10 protein-coding genes and 2 pseudogenes are annotated in these 14,522 nt (G+C 44.2%); 7 read left to right on the forward strand and 5 right to left on the reverse strand.

From position 1 onward, the window contains the following. Nucleotides 1-381: 381 nt before the first annotated feature. Entirely contained in the window at nt 382-1,395 is a 1,014-nt protein-coding gene (locus tag F973_RS11965) for an AraC family transcriptional regulator (RefSeq protein ID WP_004675650.1), read from the forward strand. A 60-nt stretch (nt 1,396-1,455) separates the two neighbouring features. Here the strand turns inward: F973_RS11965 and F973_RS15510 are convergent. Beyond that, nucleotides 1,456-2,000: pseudogene (locus tag F973_RS15510) on the reverse strand (AAA family ATPase). A gap of 177 nt (nt 2,001-2,177) precedes the next feature. Between F973_RS15510 and F973_RS11975 the strand changes: the two are divergent. From F973_RS11975 to F973_RS11985, 3 genes are all read left to right on the forward strand, one after another. Further along, complete coding sequence (locus F973_RS11975) at nt 2,178-3,383, forward strand: acetyl-CoA C-acetyltransferase (protein ID WP_004761999.1); 1,206 nt, start codon at nt 2,178-2,180, stop codon at nt 3,381-3,383. A 146-nt stretch (nt 3,384-3,529) separates the two neighbouring features. Next, complete coding sequence (locus F973_RS11980) at nt 3,530-5,677, forward strand: 3-hydroxyacyl-CoA dehydrogenase NAD-binding domain-containing protein (protein ID WP_004762000.1); 2,148 nt, start codon at nt 3,530-3,532, stop codon at nt 5,675-5,677. A 160-nt stretch (nt 5,678-5,837) separates the two neighbouring features. Further along, a complete protein-coding gene (locus F973_RS11985) occupies nt 5,838-6,062 on the forward strand; it encodes a flagellar basal body-associated FliL family protein (RefSeq protein ID WP_004762001.1) in 225 nt (74 codons plus the stop codon). Between the two features lie 76 nt (nt 6,063-6,138). Here the strand turns inward: F973_RS11985 and F973_RS11990 are convergent. Together F973_RS11990 and F973_RS11995 are read right to left on the reverse strand one after the other, a co-directional pair. Next, nucleotides 6,139-6,560, reverse strand: a pseudogene (locus tag F973_RS11990) (GNAT family N-acetyltransferase). A 16-nt stretch (nt 6,561-6,576) separates the two neighbouring features. After that, nucleotides 6,577-7,794 (reverse strand): class I SAM-dependent methyltransferase, encoded by a 1,218-nt coding sequence (locus F973_RS11995; protein WP_004762003.1) that lies wholly within the window; start codon nt 7,792-7,794, stop codon nt 6,577-6,579. Nucleotides 7,795-7,894: 100 nt separating this feature from the next. Here F973_RS11995 and trhA point away from each other — a divergent pair, with 100 nt between their 5' ends. From trhA to lpxO, 3 genes are all read left to right on the forward strand, one after another. Then, entirely contained in the window at nt 7,895-8,536 is a 642-nt protein-coding gene (trhA, locus tag F973_RS12000) for a PAQR family membrane homeostasis protein TrhA (RefSeq protein WP_004762004.1), read from the forward strand. Between the two features lie 100 nt (nt 8,537-8,636). Next, the gene (locus tag F973_RS12005; RefSeq protein WP_004675630.1) at nt 8,637-9,947 is read left to right on the forward strand and encodes an MFS transporter; all 1,311 of its coding nucleotides are present in this window, start codon (nt 8,637-8,639) and stop codon (nt 9,945-9,947) included. A 159-nt stretch (nt 9,948-10,106) separates the two neighbouring features. After that, nucleotides 10,107-11,012 (forward strand): lipid A hydroxylase LpxO, encoded by a 906-nt coding sequence (gene lpxO, locus F973_RS12010; RefSeq protein WP_004762005.1) that lies wholly within the window; start codon nt 10,107-10,109, stop codon nt 11,010-11,012. A 62-nt stretch (nt 11,013-11,074) separates the two neighbouring features. On the opposite strand, the gene F973_RS12015 is transcribed toward lpxO, so the two are convergent. Together F973_RS12015 and secA are read right to left on the reverse strand one after the other, a co-directional pair. After that, complete coding sequence (locus tag F973_RS12015) at nt 11,075-11,479, reverse strand: hypothetical protein (protein WP_004757228.1); 405 nt, start codon at nt 11,477-11,479, stop codon at nt 11,075-11,077. A gap of 144 nt (nt 11,480-11,623) precedes the next feature. Next, the gene (secA, locus tag F973_RS12020) at nt 11,624-14,359 is read right to left on the reverse strand and encodes a preprotein translocase subunit SecA (protein WP_004762006.1); all 2,736 of its coding nucleotides are present in this window, start codon (nt 14,357-14,359) and stop codon (nt 11,624-11,626) included. Nucleotides 14,360-14,522 lie beyond the last annotated feature (163 nt).

Consider the following 14,522-nt stretch of genomic DNA (forward strand, 5'->3'; position numbering starts at 1 on the left):
GCAATTTAACATGTACTGAATGAGCAATTATTTTTCTTGTCAATTGCCATAGGGCTTGTTAATTGACCAGATATATATTGCGTTGTTGACAAAAATTTTATCAGACGAGGCATGAAACGAAAGGAATGACAATTCATTTCCGAGTTTCATAACGAAGTATGAGGAAATTTTGGTCACAACCCTACGGGACAAAGACATTTTTTGATGCTCCTGCGTTATGTCTTGTTCATTTAGAGGCACTAAATCTCACAAGCCATGCCTTGTATCATCTAAAAAATGTCTACTGTCGCAACTATATCTGATCAACTAACAAGCCCTTTTTATTTTAGACGGTTATTTAGGTCAATTATCGTGAATAGTAAAGAAACTGAAGGATTCAATATGAGCCGTGATACGATCAGCATCCACTTCGTGAATGCGGCTTTAACAGGTGTCAAACGCCTCGGCATGGACGTGGAAACATTACTTTCACATGTCGGTATTGAAGCAGAATTGCTGCGCCAACCCAAGGCCCGAATCTCCCCAGAGCAATACACCCGTTTCGTTAAAATGTTGTGGATGGTGACGCAGGACGAGCATGTGGGCTTTGATGTCCAGCCACGTCGTCTGGGTACGTTTGCTATTATGTGCCAATTGATCATACATTCGAAAACACTTGGACAGGCACTCGAACTTTCCTCCCAATTCTATAAATTGTTTGGAGATGAATGGTCGGTGAGTCTGGAACGTGACAAGCATGAAGCACGTTTAGTGCCGCATATTCCCAAAGCTCTGGATCCCGATCACTTCATTACTGAAAGCATGCTGATGATCTGGCATGGTCTGGCTTCATGGCTAATTGAACGTCGCTTACCTTTGGAGCGCGTCCATTTTGGTTATGAACGCCCTAACCACGCCGATGAATATGATGCGCTATTTTTTGCGCCTGTGATGCAATTCGATGCACCACGTACGGAAATCACATTTGCTGCGGACTATCTTGATCTTCCGATCCGTCAAGATGAAAAGACCTTAGAGGAATTTTTAAAAGCTGCACCAGCGCAGCTGCTGGTAAAATTCAAGAACACCAACTCGCTCACCTCGCGCATTCGTGATGTGTTAAAGAGTCAGATCGGTGAAGAAATGCCGACACTGAATAATGTGGCCTCCATGCTGTATCTTTCTCCGCAAACTTTGCGTCGTCGTTTGGCTGCGGAAGGCAAGAGCTATCAAGGTGTCAAAGATGCCTTACGTCGTGATGCTGCGATTCATTTATTGTTAACGCCAAACCTTACCCTTGAGGATGTCGCCCAACAGGTCGGCTTTAGCGAAACGAGTACTTTTCACCGTGCCTTTAAAAAGTGGACGGGTGTTACCCCAGGGTTGTATCGTCAGTTACACGGACAGCATTTATAAATCAATGTCTATAGATAGTCTGAAAGCTCAGACTATCTATTTTAATGTGTCAACAAATTATCATTGCTCTGCCTTAACTTGCTTTAGGAAAGCTTCAGTTTGTCTAGGCGAAGTCAGGCGAATAAATTGAATATGCTGATAGGCTGGGTTTTGCATGAGGTCGAAATATTTCTTACGGTTTTTTAGGATAGCATTTGATTAACCAGACAAAAATTGATTCCTTAGACAACATCAATTTTAAACTTTCCCGATTATTTGAATTTTCCCACAAATTTTTTCGGCTGATGACACGTCCCCAAGTGCGTTTAGTCAGACGTTATAGATTGATGTGAAATGGATAATCCAGCCAAATCACGGTATCCCCCTGTTGCATAATCATCGGAATGCTACGGGTATAAAAGACCATCCAATACCCAACCCGCTGTGGCATCCTCCATCGCTGTTTTTAGTTTGGAGAATAAGGCTTCATTTGATGATTCCTGCCAATCATCCAGCCAGAGTAAATCATCCAGTTCGATATAGTGTAATTGTCGTTTTTGTGCCAGTTTTCGGGCAAGTGTAGACTTACCACAGCCTGTAGTGCCAATAATATTAATGAATTTCATCTGAAATGCTTGCTTCAGTTATGGCGGGCCAGTTTACTGATGAAGCCGTTTTTCTGGCAAGTGACCAATTGGCGAAAAACATCAAGCTTGCCAACGTTTATCATCATTGCACTGCCACTTAAATTGAGTACACTCGAAGCACAATGATTTTAATTTAAGGCAATACAAGGAACAGCTATGAGCGAGGCCTATATTATTGATGCCATTCGCACACCACGCGGAAAAGGAAAAAAAGACGGCTCATTACATGAAGTAAAACCAATTACTTTACTCACAACATTATTGAATGAATTACAACAACGCCATCAACTCGACACATCTAAAGTCGATGATATCGTTCTCGGTTGTGTGACACCAATTGGTGATCAAGGTGGGGATATTGCCAAAACTGCTGCGATTGCTGCAGGTTGGAATGATGATGTCGCAGGCGTACAAATCAACCGTTTCTGTGCTTCTGGTTTAGAAGCCGTGAACTTGGCAGCACAAAAAGTTCGTTCAGGTTGGGAAGATGTTGTGGTTGCTGGCGGTGTGGAATCCATGTCACGCATTCCAATGGGTTCTGATGGTGGTCCATGGGCGCTTGATCCAGAAACCAACTTGAAGTCCTCCTTTGTCCCACAAGGTGTTGGTGCTGACCTGATTGCCACTTTAGATGGTTATAGCCGTGCAGATGTGGATGCCTTTGCAGTGAATTCACAGCAAAAGGCTGCTGCTGCTCAAGCAAATGGTTTTTTCGATAAATCAGTTGTGCCTGTGAAAGATCATGCAGGTGTAATGATTTTAGAAAAAGATGAATTTATCAAAGGCAATACTACCGTTGAGGGCTTGGCAAAACTGAACACCAGCTTTGAAATGATGGGACAAATGGGCTTCGATGCAGTTGCATTACAGAAGTATCCTGAAGCGCAAAAAATTAACCATGTTCATCATGCGGGCAACTCGTCAGGCATCGTCGATGGTGCTGCGGTAGTATTACTTGCTTCTGAAAAAGCAGTCAAAGAACAAGGCTTGAAACCTCGTGCCAAGGTGCTTGCAACTGCATTAGTCGGTACAGATCCAACCATCATGCTGACAGGCCCTGCTCCTGCTGCTCGCAAAGCACTGCAAAAGGCAGGCTTAAGCATTGATGACATCGACCTGTTTGAAGTGAATGAAGCCTTTGCTGCCGTGGTAATGCGCTTTATCAACGAACTAAATGTTCCTGCCGAAAAAGTCAATGTCAATGGTGGTGCGATTGCGATGGGACATCCATTGGGTGCAACTGGTGCCATGATTTTAGGAACTTTGCTAGATGAATTAGAGCGTCAAGGTAAAAAACGTGGTCTAGCAACATTATGTGTCGGTGGTGGAATGGGGATTGCCACCATCATTGAGTTGGTATAAAAACTGGCTGCATTGATCTTGCCACGTTGGAAACACTTTCAAAAATGCTCATTTACAGCTCGTAAACTGCGCTTTTTTCAAATATTTCCGCCTCGCAAGCTCTGCTTCGCCAGCGTTTTTAAGAAATAAATTTAGGACGATGATGTATGAGCGCTATTAAATACGAAAAAAACGCTGACAATATTGTAATTCTTACACTTGATTCATCTGGTCAATCTGCAAATACCATGAATGCAGAGTTCCGTGATGCTTTAGATGAAGTCAGTCAAAAGCTGAAAGCTGAAACTGACCTGAAAGGTATTATTTTCCGCTCAGCCAAGAAAACATTCTTTGCAGGCGGCGATCTGGATGAACTGATTCAGGTTAAACCCGAACATGCCACTGAATTTTTCAGGATGATTGAAAAACTCAAAGGTGACTTACGCACAATCGAAACTTTAGGTGTGCCTGTTGTTGCAGCTTTAAACGGCACTGCGCTTGGTGGTGGCTGGGAAATCGCTTTAGGTTGTCATTATCGTATTGCCATCAATGATCCAAAAACTAAATTTGGTTTACCAGAAGTAACTTTAGGTCTACTTCCTGGTGGCGGTGGTATCGTGCGTATGGTGCGTCTGCTCGGCTTACAAAATGCATTTCCATTCTTGATGGAAGGCAAGCAGTTTGGCGTGGACAAGGCAAAATCGCTTGGTTTGGTGCATGACACCGCTGAGAATGAACAAGAGTTGTTGGACAAAGCAATTGCATGGGTCAAAGCCAATCCGCCCTCTACAAAAGCAGCACAACAGCCGTTTGATGTCAAAGGCTACAAGATTCCAGGGGGTGATCCAAAAACTCCTGCGGTGGCTCAGGTATTGGCGATTGCACCAGCGATGCTGCGTGATAAAACCAAAGGTTGCTACCCAGCGCCTGAAGCCATCATGGCAGCAGCGGTTGAGGGTGCACAGGTGGATGTTGATACAGCTTTGCGTATCGAATCACGCTACTTCACCCAGCTTACCGTGGGTCAGATTTCCAAGAACATGATTGGTACATTCTGGCATGGTCTCAATGCCATCAAGTCAGGTGCAAGCCGCCCCGCCGATGTTGCAAAATGGCAGGCAACCAAAGTGGGTGTATTGGGTGCAGGTATGATGGGTGCAGGGATTGCCTACTCAACTGCAATCAAGGGCATTCCTGTCGTACTCAAAGATGTGTCTGTAGAAAATGCAGAGAAAGGCAAAGCTTATTCGCAAAAGCTACTTGATAAACGTGTTTCACAAGGTCGTATGACCGCAGAAAAACGTGATCAAGTGTTAGCGCTTATTACGGCTACCGCTGATGCAGCTGATCTACAAGGCTGTGACTTAATCATTGAAGCAGTATTTGAAAATCAAGAACTCAAAGCCAAGGTGACTCAAGAAGCTGAACAATATTTAGCGGAAGGAGGAATCTTTGCATCGAATACGTCTACCTTACCAATCACAGGTCTAGCCACAGCAAGTAAAGATACCAAAAACTTTATTGGCCTACACTTCTTTAGTCCAGTCGACAAGATGCAGTTGGTTGAAATTATCAAGGGCAAAGAGACTTCGGCTGAAACTTTGGCTAAAGCCTATGACTTTGTACAGCAAATTGCCAAGACACCAATCGTGGTGAACGATAGTCGTGGCTTCTTTACCAGCCGTGTGTTTGGTACATTCATTCAGGAAGGTATGCGCCTACTTGCTGAAGGCGTGCATCCAGCGAAAATCGAAATGGCAGCACTCAAGGCAGGTATGCCAGTCGGTCCATTGGCAATTCAGGATGAAGTATCTTTAACTCTGACTGAGCATGTTGCGAGTGAAACCCGTAAAGCCCTACAGGCTGAGGGTAAGGAATTACCAAAAACTCCTGTAGATGAAGTGGTTCACACCATGATTCACGAGCTGAATCGTAAAGGTAAGGCAGCGGGTGCAGGCTTCTATGAATATCCTGAAAATGGTAAAAAACATTTATGGGATGGACTCAGCCGCTGGACTAAAGACCATGATATTTCCGAACAAGATATGATTGATCGTTTCTTGTTTGTTCAGGCACTCGATACTTTACGCTGCTATGAAGAGAATGTTCTGGAATCGGTGATTGATGCCAATGTCGGCTCGATTTTCGGAATCGGTTTCGCACCGTGGACAGGAGGCGCAATCCAGTTCCTAAACCAGAATGGAATTGAGAAATCTCTCCAGCGTTCAGAACAATTGGCGGCTCAATATGGTGAGCGTTTTAATCCACCGCAGTTATTGAAAGACAAGGCACAGAAGAAAGAAATTATTCAATAATTTTTTCATTCTCTTCACTTTAGACTCATATCAGTTTCTTTAACTGGTATGAGTTTTTTTGTATTTATTGATAGAAAATCGAATTACGTCTAATCCATCACAAATTGTGCTATAAATATACCAATTCTGCTTTACTTTTTGTCCTTTGGAAATTTGTCTTATGTCTGAGAAATTATGTCCTGAAACCTCGCCGTGGGGTTGGAAAGCACTGATCATCACTTGCATTTTAAGCTTTATCTTTATGGTGATTTTTTATTTAGCCATAAATAATGAGCCTGACTATATGCCAATGAACCAGAAGAAAGCAGCAGCCCAGGCTGAAATGTCACAGTCTTCCATGACCACTGAAACAGGCAATACTGAAACACATCAGCACCACGAATGATTGAATTGGGCTAGCATACCTAAAATTTGATACCAGAAATTATAGAGTTTAAGTTCAATCCATTAATCTATGACACTTATGGTATAAGTGGCATTATCATTTCAATATGGGGAATGCCACATTCATCATACGGATCGCCTTGCGTGACAAAACCAAGTTTTTCATAAAATGAACGGCATGAACCTGTGATGACAGTTTGAGGAATGGACGATGTTGCTGTTGTGCATAGCGAATAATATCCAACATAATCATTCGTCCAATGCCCTGCCCCCGATATTTTTGGATGACCGCCACGCGCCCAACACTATTGTTTTGCAATAGACGCGCTGTGGCTACAGGTTGATCACGATCATAAACCACAAAATGCTGTGAAATGGCATCCTGATCATCCCACTCATCCTGTTCAGGAATATTTTGTTCAACAATAAACACCAATTCCCGAATCAGTCTGGCATCTTGCTGCAATTGATCCCAATCGCCATTTTCAACGCTTAACATACCGATCTTAACACGCCTAACACTTGCAACCCAGATTTTCGACTGGCATTTGATCCTGCAACAACAATTCCAGAGATTGTTTTTCAATGCCATACATGGCTTTTAAGGCCTGAATCTGCTGCATGATGTTTGGGTCAGGCTGTTGAATATCCTTGCGTTTGGTTGCCAGAATCATCTTGTTTTTGCTGGTATGTGCCAATGCCACAAATTCAAATACCTTGGTTTCATAACCATAGGCCTTGAGCAATAAGGCCCGTAGGGTATCGGTCAGCATTTCTGCCTGCTGGCCTGCATGAATCCCAAACTGAAGCATCGGTTGCAACACTTCTGGACTCTTGAGTTGCGGCCTTAATTCTTTATGGCAACACGGCGCGCACATAATCATGGAAGCATTTAAGCGAATCCCTGTATGAATGGCGAAGTCGGTTGCAATGTCACAGGCATGCAGGGCGATCATCACGTCCAGCTTTGCAGGTTGATAACTGCGTACATCCCCCTCAAAAAAATCGAGATGATGAAATCCGACCTGATCAGCTACATTTTGGCAGAACTCCACCAGATTTGACCGAAGTTCAACACCAGTAATCAGTGGTGTTTTATGTTGTGCCAACAAATAGTCATACAAGGCAAAGGTTAAATAGCCCTTGCCTGAACCAAAATCGACAATGTTCAACTCTTGCTGTGAGGCATCAATCTGTTCATAGGCATTGGAAAAGATTTCAATGAACTTATTAATCTGTTTCCACTTACGCGCCATGCTCGGAATGATCTGCCCTTTTTCATCGGTAATGCCCAGATGCATTAAAAATGAGCTGTGCTGATCAACATAACGCTGCTTTTCACGGTTATGCTGATGCTGTTCCACTTTGGTTGCAGAAGCCTGTTTTTTCTGGATATTGAACATGGCTTTCTTTTTATTTTTCTTCAGTTGAATATCCTGATTGAGTGTAAATAAATTTGCCTGTTTAGACAGGTTCAATAACTCAGCAATTTTCTCCAACCCCTCAGCAATTGCATAGTTTTTGGTGATGTCCTGAGTAGTGTGGTGATACAGGCAAGACAAGGTTGGCTGCCCCTGCAACTCAATCATGCGAAACGTCATCTTTTCCAGATCTGCCAGTTCACCTTTGTACTGACTGAGAATCAGCCGTTCAAAGCTTTTATTTTCAATAGATTGCTGGATATCCAAGAAAAACTGCTGTTCCTGTTCAAAAGAAAATTTCGGCGCAAACATAGTGAAAACCTGACAAATAGAAACTAAATTCTAAAGCGTCTTACTTTAAAAGGGAAATTGCATTACGATACAGTTGTATTTTTATTCGGATGAGCTATGAATGGCTTCAACTTCCCCACTCGATTATGATCCACAGGAAGAACTGATCAATGCCTATAGTCACGGCCTGGGTGCTGTACTGGCATTTATTGCCGCGATCTTCCTGATTGTGAAAGGCTATGGTTTACCTTTGGGACAATGGATCAGCCTATGGGTCTATGGGCTGAGTCTGGTGTTGTTGCTCAGCAGCTCCATGCTGTATCACTTTGCTCAGGACGAACGTAAACGTTATTGGTATAAAAAACTTGATCATACTGCTATTTATTATTTAATCGCAGGGACTTACACGCCTTTTCTCAGCATTGCCATTCCAACGGCAAAGGCACACCACCTACTGATTGCTCTCTGGGTCATTGCATTGATTGGAACATTGTTTAAGCTGGTGTTTATTCACCGTTTCCAGAAAGTGTCCCTGGCAGGCTATCTGGTGATGGGCTGGTTGGCGGTTTTGGTGATGGATGACATGCAGCGCTATCTTTCCAAGGATGCAATACAGCTCCTGATTGCAGGTGGACTGGCGTATACGGTTGGCACATTGTTTTATGCCTTAAAAAAGGTAAGATATAGCCACGCAATTTGGCATGTTTTTGTGCTATTAGGGGCAGGTTTACACTTTTTAGCGATCTATTGCTATGTATTATAAATCCATGCATCGCAGGCAGCTTGCTGGGTAAATTCCGCATTCAAAAGAAATTTCAGGACAGGTTTTACTGTTTCCTGAATAAATCACATTAAGGTTTTGTATGTCGTCAAACGCTACGACTGTCACCACTGAAGTGGCCAGTAATTCAAAGGTACGGGTATTATTTGCCAGTCTGGTCGGTACTACGATTGAGTTTTTCGACTTTTATATCTACGCCACAGCGGCAGTCCTAATTTTCCCCCATTTATTTTTTCCTGAAAGCAGTGATGGTGCTGCGGTACTCAAATCACTGGCAACCTTTGCCATCGCCTTTATTGCCCGCCCGATTGGTGCGGCGATTTTTGGACATCTGGGTGACCGAATTGGACGTAAAGCCACACTGGTTGCCGCCCTGCTCACTATGGGAATTTCCACTGTCTGTATCGGGCTGCTTCCAACCTATGCCCAGATTGGCATTGTTGCCCCTTTACTACTTGCCTTATGCCGTTTAGGACAAGGCTTGGGCTTAGGCGGTGAATGGAGTGGCGCTGTTTTACTTGCCACTGAAAATGCTCCAGAGGGTAAACGTGCATGGTATGGCATGTTCCCACAGCTTGGCGCACCGATTGGCTTTATCCTGGCAACAGGTTCATTCCTCCTGCTGAATGCCTTTATGTCGGAACAGGCCTTTATGACATGGGGCTGGCGGATTCCATTTATCTCCAGTGCAATTCTGGTATTGGTCGGTTTGTATATCCGTTTAAAACTGCATGAAACTCCTGCTTTCCAAAAAGTGTTGAATAAGCAGAAAGAGGTCAATGTTCCTTTCAAGGAAGTTATGACCAAGCATTTCCCGATGTTGGTACTGGGCACCATTGCCGCAATCTGTACCTTTGTGGTGTTCTATCTCACCACCGTGTTCGCGTTGAACTGGGGAACCTCCAAGCTGGGTTATGCACGCGGTGATTTTCTTGGCTTGCAGTTGATCGCCACGCTATGCTTTGCAGCATTTATTCCGCTGTCTGCGATTTTTGCAGAAAAATTTGGCCGCAAAAATACCTCGATTGCTGTCTGCGTACTTTCCGCACTGTTCGGATTATGCTTTGCGCCACTACTGGGTTCAGGCAACCCAATACTGGTGTTCCTGTTCCTCTGTATTGGCCTTTCCATCATGGGATTGACTTATGGCCCGATTGGCACTGTACTTTCTGAAATTTTCCCAACCTCAGTACGCTATACAGGTTCAGCTTTGACATTCAATTTGGCAGGTATTTTTGGTGCGTCTTTTGCCCCTTATATCGCCACCAAACTAGCGGAAAATTATGGTCTGGGTGCTGTTGGTTTATATCTAAGTTTGGCATCCATTCTCTCTTTAATCGCGTTTTTACTAATTCGTGAAACCAAGCATGATGATGTAAATAACCAGATTTAAACCTCGTTTTCCAGATGATCCAAAAATAAAAAAACCTGGATCATCTGGAATACCATTTATCGGGCAATACCCAAGCCCTTCCCATTAAATAGATCACAAAATTTTCCAAAATATTTTTTATGGTAAAATTACCGCTTCCATTTTTTAGGCGATTGTGTTATGTACGCAGTGATTATCGTTGCCGTATTTTTGCTCAGCTTCTTATATACCTATTATCGTGGTAAAGAACGCTTAAAAGCCTCTAGACAATTATTTGATCACTCCACGTTTCTGGCACCCGTAAACATGTTTATGACGGGTTTTTCAAAACTCCCAAACCAACCATTCTTTGATGTGGCACAGTTCCCAGAGCTCAAGCCATTGCAGGATGACTGGCAGATGATTCGTGAGGAAGCCATTCAACTCCAAAGCCAGATTAAGGCGGCGGAAAAAAATAATGATGCGGGTTTTAACACATTCTTTAAACGTGGCTGGAAACGTTTCTACTTAAAATGGTATCAGGACAGCCACCCATCGGCGCAGCAACTTTGGCCTAAAACAGTGGCATTACTGGAAAGTATCTCCTCTGTCAAAGCTGCCATGTTTACTGAGTTACCATCAGGAAGTTATTTAGGCAAACACCGCGATCCTTATGCAGGTTCAGTTCGTTATCATTTAGGTTTAGTCACACCAAATAGCGATGACTGCTTCATTGAGGTCGATCAGGAACGTTATAGCTGGCGCGATGGTGAAGCCACCATTTTTGATGAAACCTATGTGCATTGGGCGCATAACCAGACTGATCAAACCCGTATTATCCTGTTCTGTGACATCGAACGTCCAATGAAATGGGGATGGGCACAACGTTTCAACTACTGGTTTGGACGCAATGTCATGTCTGCGGCAAGCTCACCCAATGATGATCAGGACAAGACTGGCTTTATCAACCGCATCTTTAAATATGGCTATGCGGTACACCATTATGGCCGTGGCTTAAAGCAACGTAACCGTCGTTTATACTATGTGTCTAAATGGCTGTTGTTTGGCATGATTATTGGACTCATCTTGCTGCCGAGCTTTTTATAATAAAGTTTCAATGAATAAAAAAGAGATGTCATCGCATCTCTTTTTTATTGCAAAATCAATCGTTATTGATTTGTTTGAGCTGTTTGGGCACTGGTGGTTTGCGCTGCCATATCTGCCGCCTGAACAGCCGCCTCACCAATCAAAGCAATCTTGGCTTTTTCCTGACTTTTTGCTGAAAGCGCTGGATTTGATGCCACGATACGGTTGATATTTGCAGAGTTTGCAGGCGCAATCGCCGCAGTTTGTAAAACGATTGGACGATTGCCTGTATCACCCAAGGTATAACGAATTCCTGTGCGCGGGCTGATAATGGTGGTGACATCACGCTTTACCTGTGCCTCTGCTGTGGTGTTGCCCTGTGCGGCAAGTACCTTGTCCACAGTGGTTGTTTGTGGTGCATCTTCCGCAACTGCAAAACCAGAAACTGCCACACTTGCCAAAATCAAAAATTTTAATGTTTTTTTCATTGCTTTCCCGCTTTTCATACACATTCAATCAAGAATATTAATCCCAATAATCTAACTATAAAGCCAGTTGTGACTCAAGTTACTTCTCGTAAAAAAGCAGGACTTAAGTCCTGCTCTTCATAACAGCTAAAAATCAGCCTAAAACTAGATTTTACCGTGACATTGCTTATATTTTAAACCAGAACCACATGGACATGGTGCGTTACGGCTTTCTGGAACTTCGAACTGGGCATTTGCCAATGAACGGTCTGGTTCTTCAGAAATGGTCACTTCGCCTGTTAAGCCATCAACATCATCATGTTCAAAAGAAAGACGCATTGATTCGGCCTGACGCTGCTGTTGAGCCTCTAACTCAGCCAGTTCTTCAGCGGTCGGAACATGGACACGGGATAAATCCGTCACCACGTCAGACTTGATAATAGCCAGCATATTCACAAACAGGTTGAATGCCTCTTTCTTGTATTCCTGCTCAGGGTTTTTCTGTGCATAGCCACGTAAATGGATACCCTGACGCAAGTAGTCCATCGCCGCCAGGTGATCTTTCCAGTGACGATCCAGTGAGTTCAGCATAAAGTGACGCTCAAGCATCGCCGCCGACTCATCACCCATCTGTTCACGGCGCTGACGGTAACGGCTGATCACCTCATCAGAGATACGCTCAATCAACCCCTCTTCATCCAGACGACGGTCTTGGTCCAGCCACTGCTGAACAGGAAGCTCAATGCCTAAATCGGTACGCAGGGCATTTTCCAGACCAGCTATGTCCCACTGGTCATGAATCGACTCTGGTGGAATAAAGTTCGCAATCAGGCCTTTCACCACTTCATGGTGCATTTCCTCAATGTAGGCCTGTAGTGTGCTTTCCGCCAGAATCTCATCACGCTGCGAATAGATAATCTTACGCTGTTCATTATTGACATCATCATACTTCAACAGGTTCTTACGAATATCGAAGTTACGTGCCTCAACCTTGCGCTGTGCATTTTCAATGGAACGGCTCACCATCTTGTGCTCAATGGCTTCATTTTCCTGTAAGCCCATTGCACGCATCATCGCCACCACACGGTCACCCGCGAAGATACGCATCAGGTCATCTTCAAGCGACAGATAGAAACGCGAAACACCAGGGTCACCCTGACGGCCCGCACGACCACGTAGCTGGTTATCAATACGGCGTGATTCATGACGTTCAGAACCAATGATGTGCAAACCACCCGATGCCAGAACATCTTCATGGTCTTTTTCCCACTGTGCCTGCAAACGTGCTTCATCTTCAGGGGTTGGGTTTTCAATTTTCGCCAGCTTGGCTTTCCAGTTACCGCCGAGCAAGATATCCGTACCACGACCCGCCATGTTGGTGGCAATGGTCACCGCATTTGGACTACCCGCCTGTGCAATAATATCTGCTTCACGTTCGTGCTGTTTGGCGTTCAATACTTCATGGTGAATCCCAGCCTGCAACAGTTTGGCAGACAGGATTTCACTGGCCTCAATGGTGGCTGTACCAATCAGGATTGGCGCAACACCCTGCTGACGGATATTGGTGATTTCCTCAATAATGGCACTGTATTTACCATTACGGTTTAAATAAATCAGGTCATTGTGGTCCTGGCGCACCATTGGACGGTGTGTTGGAATAATCACCACATCCAGACCATAGATTTCTTTCATTTCCGCTGCTTCAGTATCGGCAGTACCCGTCATCCCTGAAAGCTTTTTATACAGACGGAAATAGTTCTGGAATGTTGTGGTTGCCAGCGTCTGGTTCTCAGGCTGGATTTCCATGTTCTCTTTGGCTTCAACCGCCTGATGCAGACCTTCCGACCAACGACGGCCAGGCATGGTACGGCCCGTGCTCTCATCCACAATGATGACTTCTTCTTTTTGTGACTGTGGATTAATGCCAATGATGTAATGCACATTCTTTTGATAAAGGTAATGTGCACGAATCGCCGCAGTCACATGGTGAACCAGATTCAGGTTGGCTGCTGAATACAGGCTTTCACCTTCAGCCAGCAGCCCCATACGAATCAATTCCTGTTCAACGGTTTCATAACCGATTTCAGTCATTTCAACTGAACGCTGTTTTTCATCAACCCAGAAATGTCCGCCATCAACCACTTTTTCTTCTTTCTGTGGACGTAGTTGCGGAGGAATACTGTTGATCAACTGGTACAGATGGGAAGAGTCTTCACTCTGCCCTGAAATGATCAACGGCGTACGTGCCTCATCAATCAGGATTGAATCCACTTCGTCAATGATGGCATAGCTGAGACCACGTTGTTTTTTCTCCTGAAGAGAAAACACCATGTTGTCACGAAGATAGTCAAAACCAAATTCGTTGTTGGTCCCGTAGGTAATGTCTGAATTATAGGCCTGCGCCTTTTCGGCAGGCATTTGCATGGAGTAAATTACCCCAATGCTTAAACCTAAAAATTCGAATAAAGGACGGTTTAACTCAGCATCACGTTGTGCCAAGTAGTCGTTCACGGTAATGACGTGAACACCCTGACCACTCAAGGCATTGAGGTAACAGGCCAGTGTACCCATCAGGGTTTTACCTTCACCTGTACGCATTTCGGCAATCTTGCCTTCGTGCAGGGTGATACCACCAATCAACTGCACATCATAATGGCGCATGCCCATGACACGCTTTGCCGCCTCACGGCACACCGCAAAGGCTTCAGGCAATAATTTATCTAAACTTTCACCGTTCTGAAAACGTTGTTTGAATTCTGGAGTTTTTGCAGAGAGGTCTGCATCGCTAAGAGCAGATATCGTCGGTTCCAGCGCATTGATTTGTTCAACAATTTTACGCATGCGTTTGAGCTCACGCTCATTTTTTGTACCGAAGATACCTCCGATCAGACTTGCCAACATGAATAAACTCTCTAATCCTGTTTGTTATAGGGTTTGTCGTAAAGATCAACAAACTCTAGGTCGGTTAATTTTTTCTTGGTTGTTATTATGGAGCCAGAAATAAGAACTACAAGTGCTTTGCATCCAAACAGGTAAAAAAATCTGCGAGGCGATTCTGACAGGC

This window comes from Acinetobacter sp. CIP 102129, assembly GCF_000368305.1.
GTDB classification, from domain to species: Bacteria; Pseudomonadota; Gammaproteobacteria; order Pseudomonadales; family Moraxellaceae; genus Acinetobacter; species Acinetobacter parvus.

Coding starts and splice junctions, on each gene's coding strand:
- F973_RS11965 (WP_004675650.1), top strand. CDS start 382: ATGAGCCGTGATACGATCAGCATCCACTTCGTGAATGCGGCTTTAACA.
- F973_RS11975 (WP_004761999.1), top strand. CDS start 2,178: ATGAGCGAGGCCTATATTATTGATGCCATTCGCACACCACGCGGAAAA.
- F973_RS11980 (WP_004762000.1), top strand. CDS start 3,530: ATGAGCGCTATTAAATACGAAAAAAACGCTGACAATATTGTAATTCTT.
- F973_RS11985 (WP_004762001.1), top strand. CDS start 5,838: ATGTCTGAGAAATTATGTCCTGAAACCTCGCCGTGGGGTTGGAAAGCA.
- F973_RS11995 (WP_004762003.1), bottom strand. CDS start 7,794: ATGTTTGCGCCGAAATTTTCTTTTGAACAGGAACAGCAGTTTTTCTTG.
- trhA (WP_004762004.1), top strand. CDS start 7,895: ATGGCTTCAACTTCCCCACTCGATTATGATCCACAGGAAGAACTGATC.
- F973_RS12005 (WP_004675630.1), top strand. CDS start 8,637: ATGTCGTCAAACGCTACGACTGTCACCACTGAAGTGGCCAGTAATTCA.
- lpxO (WP_004762005.1), top strand. CDS start 10,107: ATGTACGCAGTGATTATCGTTGCCGTATTTTTGCTCAGCTTCTTATAT.
- F973_RS12015 (WP_004757228.1), bottom strand. CDS start 11,479: ATGAAAAAAACATTAAAATTTTTGATTTTGGCAAGTGTGGCAGTTTCT.
- secA (WP_004762006.1), bottom strand. CDS start 14,359: ATGTTGGCAAGTCTGATCGGAGGTATCTTCGGTACAAAAAATGAGCGT.